5 protein-coding genes and 1 pseudogene are annotated in these 6074 nt (G+C 49.8%); all 6 read left to right on the forward strand.

Going from position 1 to position 6074, the window contains the following annotated elements:
* Positions 1-5 precede the first annotated feature (5 nt).
* On the forward strand, positions 6-1439 hold the full coding sequence (locus DWX68_RS09065; protein ID WP_182427282.1) for an aldehyde dehydrogenase family protein: 1434 nt from the start codon (positions 6-8) through the stop codon (positions 1437-1439).
* Between the two features lie 24 nt (positions 1440-1463).
* Positions 1464-2528 carry a glutamate cyclase domain-containing protein gene (locus tag DWX68_RS09070; RefSeq protein ID WP_118522166.1) on the forward strand — a complete coding sequence of 355 codons (1065 nt, stop codon included), beginning with the start codon at positions 1464-1466 and terminating at the stop codon, positions 2526-2528.
* A 320-nt stretch (positions 2529-2848) separates the two neighbouring features.
* The gene (locus DWX68_RS09075) at positions 2849-3556 is read left to right on the forward strand and encodes a nucleotidyltransferase family protein (RefSeq protein WP_118629165.1); all 708 of its coding nucleotides are present in this window, start codon (positions 2849-2851) and stop codon (positions 3554-3556) included.
* A complete protein-coding gene (locus tag DWX68_RS09080; RefSeq protein WP_118629167.1) occupies positions 3550-4620 on the forward strand; it encodes a GHMP kinase in 1071 nt (356 codons plus the stop codon). Before DWX68_RS09075 ends, DWX68_RS09080 begins: the two co-directional genes overlap by 7 nt.
* Positions 4613-5230: an HAD family hydrolase gene (locus DWX68_RS09085; RefSeq protein WP_022360062.1), complete on the forward strand. Its 618-nt coding sequence runs from the start codon at positions 4613-4615 to the stop codon at positions 5228-5230. The genes DWX68_RS09080 and DWX68_RS09085 overlap by 8 nt, the downstream gene beginning before the upstream one ends.
* A 59-nt stretch (positions 5231-5289) precedes the next feature.
* A pseudogene (locus DWX68_RS09090) lies at positions 5290-6074 on the forward strand (hypothetical protein); the annotation flags it as partial.

Here is a 6074-nt window from a genome sequence, read left to right on the forward strand (position 1 = left end):
AACAGATGTTTAAACAGTATATTGGTGGAGAACTGGTGGAAGGAAAGGGGACAATGCTCCGCGTTATGAACCCGGCAAACGGCACCGATTTCGAATCGTTTAAGGCAGCTACCGGGGCACAGGCAGAAGAAGCGCTGGAGGCGGCTAAAAAAGCATTTTCGACATGGTCCTGGACGCCGCTGGATGAGCGTGTGGAATGGCTGAGAAAGTATACGAAAGAACTTTTGTCAGAGCGGGAATACATTGTAGATTTGTTATCACAGGAATCCGGCAAACCATATGCGGAAGCATGCTATGATTTTGATTGGGGGATTTCCAGTCTTCGGTTTTTCGCAGAAGAGATCCGCAGGGTGACAGGTACTACGTTTTCAGATAACGCAGGCCGCCGGGGAAATTTCTATCATCTGGTGGATCGCCGCCCGCTTGGCGTTGTGGTAGGACATCTTGCATGGAATTATCCACTTGGAAATGCAGCGCTTAAAATTGGGCCGACAATCGCTTCTGGCTGCTGCTGCGTTTTAAAACCATCCAGCCAGACACCGCTGGCAACCCTTTATCTGGGGGAGATTCTGCATCGGATCGGGCTTCCAGCTGGCGTGGTGAATATTATTTCAGGTCCGGCGGGAGAACTTGGAGATGTATTGAATAAGAGCCGGATTCCGAAAATGATTACCTTAATCGGTTCGACGGAAACAGGCCGCCAGGTTATGGCGCAAGGCTCGTCTTCAGTTAAAACATATTCACTTGAGCTGGGAGGCAATGCACCGGCGATTTTGATGGAAGATGCAGATGTGGATCTGGCAGCGGATCTGATTGTAAAAAGCCAGGTGTGCAATACCGGACAGACCTGTATCGGTTATAACCGTATTTATGTACATGAAAAACGTTATGAGGAGTTCTGCCAGAAAGTATTGGATCGCCTGAAAAAAGTAACGATTGGAGCGGGACGTGACGACGGGGAAATGGTCATGGGACCGATGATCAGTTTCCGCGAGCGGGATCGGGTACTGGATTTAATCGCAGATGCAAAAGCGCGCGGCGCAAAGGTACTTTGTGGCGGAGATGTTCCTGCAGGCTTTGAAAAGGGCGCTTATATCAGTCCGACAGTCGTAGCAGATGTGAATGAGGATATGAAGATATCCAGAGAAGAAATTTTTGGACCGGTTATTTCAGTACGCCCGTATACAGATTTTGAGGATGTATTGAAAAAAGCGAATGATACGGAAGCCGGACTGACTTCTTATTTATTCGGACATGATGCAAGGGCGATTGCCAGAGCATATGAAGTTTTGGAATTTGGAGAATTGTATGTAAATGGATTTAGTACCGGACCGATGCTTCCGCATTGCGGGGTTCGTGAATCCGGCGTCGGATGCGACGCTTCCGGTTGGGGTCTTGAGGAGTATTTCAGTCTGAAGAGATTGAGTATGCATCCATAAATAACAAAAGAAGGAGGAGAGAAAATGCGCAAATTAATTTCAGATGTCGGTCTTGCAAATGTAGCAGAGTCAATCGACCGGCTGATGAATGTGGATATTGGTGCGCGTGGTACGGCACAGGTGCTGTTTGATGCAGCCAGAGAGCTTTTAAATGGAAAGCCTATGACGCTGGCGGCGGTAGAATTAATGCAAAAGTCGATTAAGCCCGGCGATTATGTGTTTATCACAACCGGATGGGCGGATCAGCCAGCCAATATCCCGACGAAGAGTGAGACGGATGGACCGCCAGGTACGGCGGCTCTTGCAAGAGCTATCCGCTTGACATTAAAAGGTCTGCCGATTGTCATTACAGATGATTATCTGGTAGAAGATATGAAGAAGGTTATGTCAAGCTGTGGTTTTTCAATTACAGAGCCGGAAAAACTTTCAACATCTCTTTCGGATGAATTGGGATTTGAAATGGTTCCTACGATTGCGGTAATTGGTATGCCGATTGATCAGGAAGCCTGCCGGGTTCGTTCCGAAGAACTGCTGGAGCACTATAAACCATCCCTTTGTCTGGCGATTGAACGTGGAGGTATGAATAAGCATGGCAGGATCCACGGAATGGGAGGCTTTGACTTCTCTGCCAGCCAGGCGAAGATGGATTATCTCTTTACCGGCGCCGGTGAACGCGGGATCGCGACAATCGGTATCGGCGATGGCGGTAATGAGATTGGCATGGCAAATATTGAAAAAACAGTGCGAGAAAAGGTAAAGAACGGAAATATGTGTAAATGCCCGTGTCATTCCGGCATTGCACTGGATGTAGCAAAGGTGGATGTTCTGCTTTCGGCGGCTATCTCAAACTGGGCTGGTTATGGAATTGCCTGCCTGCTTGGACTGGCAGAAGGAAATCTGGACGCCATGTGCAGCGAGGAGATAGAAAAGAGAGTGCTGGACAGCTGCTGGCGCGTTGAATTCCATGATTCGATTGGTTCCAGAGTTGCACCGAGCGTAGACGGATGCCCGGAACCGGTACATCTGGCAATTATACGTCTCTTTAGGGAGATTGTTACAATGGGAATCAAGAGATTCCCGGCAGAATAGAACGAATCACATTGCAACTAAATATGATCAATCCCCATTGATACAAACAAAAATGCAGTCGGTTTCCCCAAACCGGCTGTATTTTTTGTTATATAGAGAGGATAAGGTTAAAAAGGTGTTCTGGCGGTAGAAATCGCGAGTAAACTGTGGTAGAATATATAAGTTAAACTGGGTTTACCAGCTGTTGACGAACGGCTTAGATACCAGAAGTGAAAACAAGGAATAATCTAGTCGGAATGCGATCAAAATTAAACGTTAAAGTTTAAGAATAGAAGTAGAGATAATTAAACGAAAAACAACAGACAGAAAGGAAGTACAGTATGCAGGCAATCATTCTGGCTGGCGGACTGGGGACGCGGCTTCGCAGTGTGGTAAGCGATCGTCCGAAACCGATGGCGCTGGTTGAAGATAAGCCGTTTCTGGAGTATGTGCTTCAGGGGCTGAAAAAAAGCGGAATTGATGATATTATTTTTGCCGTCGGTTATAAGGGCGGCATGGTGGAAGAATATTTTGGAGACGGATCGCGGTTTGGCATCCGGGCGCGGTATGCGTATGAGGAAGAGCTGCTCGGCACGGCGGGCGCGATCAAGAATGCCGGGAAATATGTGACGGACGAGCAGTTTTTTGTCCTGAATGGCGATACATTTTATCAGATGGATTTCGGTGATTTGAGCCGGATCCAGCAGGAAAAAAATCTGGAGATGGCGCTGGTTCTGCGCGGTGTGCCGGATATTTCCCGTTATGGGGCGGCGCGCCTGACCGACGGGCTGCTGACCGCTTTTAATGAGAAAAACGGCAATACTGGGGCGGGCACGATCAACGGCGGTGTGTACCTGATGAAGCGGGCGCTGCTGGACGAGATTCCGGAGGGAAAAGTTTCGCTGGAAAATGAGTGCATTCCCAGGTGGATGCAGGAGGGAAGACGTCTCGGCGGCATCGTAAATGACGGCTATTTTATTGATATTGGTGTGCCGGAGGATTATTTCCGGTTTCAGGAGGACGTAAGAAAAGGAGACATTACATGGTAATCAGAGGAAGAGCGCCGCTGCGCGTGAGCTTTGGCGGCGGCGGTACGGATGTAGAACCATTCTGTGTGGAACAGGGCGGTGCCATTATCGGAAGCACCATCAATAAATATGCATATTGTTCGATCATTCCGAGGGATGATGACCAGATCACGGTTTACTCCCTGGATTTTGATATGACAGTCAAATACAATGCGAAGGAAAATTATGTCTGCGATGGACGGCTGGATCTTGTCACGGCAGCGCTGCGGGCGATGGATATTAAGCAGGGCTGTGAGGTTTATTTACAGTGCGATGCCCCGGCCGGTTCGGGACTTGGAACCTCCTCGACCGTCATGGTAAGTCTTCTGACTGCGATGGCGCGCTGGAAAGGAATCACGCTGGATAATTATGCGATGGCGGATCTGGCTTACGGCGTGGAGCGGATCGATCTGGGAATTTCCGGTGGTTATCAGGATCAGTATGCGGCGACCTTCGGAGGCTTTAACTTTATCGAATTTCACGGACGCAACAACGTCGTGGTAAACCCGCTCCGCATCCGCCGCGATATTATCAATGAGCTGCAGTATAACCTGTTGTTATGCTACACGGGCAATATCCATGTATCCGCGAATATTATCAAGGATCAGGTGAGCAACTATAAGAAACCGGACGCATTTCAGGCGATGTGCGAGGTAAAGGCGCTTTCCTATGCGATGAAGGACGAGCTTTTAAAGGGAAATCTCCACAATTTCGGCCGCCTCCTGGATTACGGCTGGGAGAGCAAGAAGCGGATGAGCAGCAAGATCACAAATCCGCAGATTGATATGCTCTATGACGAGGCGAAAAAAGCGGGCGCCCTCGGCGGAAAGCTTTTAGGTGCTGGCGGCGGCGGCTTCCTTCTTGTGTACTGCCCATACAACGTTAAACATCAGGTGGCGCGCCGTCTGGAAGCGGCAGGCGGACAGCTGATGGATTGGAATTTCGAACTGCGCGGCGCTCAGAGCTGGATCTGCGATGAGGACCGCTGGGACTACCGCGATATTCAGGTGCAGATGCCGGATAAGGAGTATACATTCCATGTGTAAAAATAGCTGTAAAGTAGTATTCCTCGACCGTGATGGCACGATGAACGTGGAGGTCAATTATCTTCACCGAAAAGAAGATTTGAAGCTGATTGACGGTACCGCAGAGGCAGTCCGTCTCCTGAACGAGGCCGGATATAAGGTGATCGTCATTACCAACCAGGCGGGCGTGGCGAGAGGTTACTATACCGAGGCGGATGTAAAAATCCTTCATGATTATATGAATGAGGTGCTGGAGCGTGACGGAGCACACGTAGATGCGTTCTACTATTGCCCGCACCACCCGGAGCATGGGATTGGACTTTATAAGAAAAAATGCCATTGCCGCAAGCCGGAGACGGGAATGTTTGAGATGGCAGAGCGCGATCTGCCGGAGGGCATTGATAAGGTGCATTCCTATATGATCGGGGACAAGCGCATCGACGCGCAGGCAGGAAAAAACTTTGGCGTGACCGGAGTCCTTGTCGGAACTGGCTATGGGGCAAAAGAACACGCGGAAGATAGGGCGGCTGGACTTATAAAAGAGGACGGAAGCTGCCCGGCGGGCGGTTATGATGCGTATGCGGAGACGCTGCTGGATGCGGTGCGCGGGATTTTAGGCGGGCGTATATAGAATGCGGCTCACAAAAAGATTCCGGGAGTACATAAACTAGAAAGAGAGGAACCATTGACATGCAGAATCAGAGACAAAACGGACGACCAGACGCAGCCGTGCGCATGGCTGGTCTTTTTCTGGTGCTGTTCTGTGTGGCGGCGGTTCTGATTCCGGTGAAAACGCTGTTTACGGGAAATGGTTTTTTTGCAGATTACATTCATTTCACGGAATCGAAACGGATGTATGTGGAGATTGCGATTCTGGCAGTCTTGATCTTTGGGGGGCTGGCGCTTTTGAAGCGCGGACGCAGCCGGATGTACTGGCTGACGGCGGTTGTGCTGGTGTTTTCCTGGATTCATGTGGTATTTCTGCCGATGGTGGTGTCGGCGGTGTATCTGATTAGCCTGTTGGCGATCGGGCGGTTTTTGAGAAAACGGGTGTTTTTCAGGGGAACGGTCTGGGAGCGGTCTTATTTTTCTTTTTATATGGACTTCCTTTTTGGCGCCTCCTTTGCAATCGTTGTGTATTGCCTCCTTTCTGCCCTTGGCGTTGGAAAAATCGCCTGGATGCGCCTGAGCGTCTATGCTCTGGGTGTGGCGGCGCTGGGCTTTGATTTTTCCTCGATTTCCTGCCAGTGCATCATGGGATGGCAGACGCTTTCCTGGATGCTGGATGGCAGGGACAAGGTGTCGGTTCAGGTGATTGAGGCAGAGAAACAGGCGTTACTGTTCACAGGTAGGCACTTTTGGAACCGAAAGTGCCGTAAGAAAACGTGGTGGCAGCAGGAATTTGCCGTATTTAAATGCGAAGCCACGGCAAATTCCGTTACTGGGCACGTATGCGTGAACAGTAACAAACAGGC

This window comes from Clostridium sp. AF20-7 (assembly GCF_003479275.1).
GTDB classification, from domain to species: domain Bacteria; phylum Bacillota; class Clostridia; order Lachnospirales; family Lachnospiraceae; genus Otoolea; species Otoolea fessa.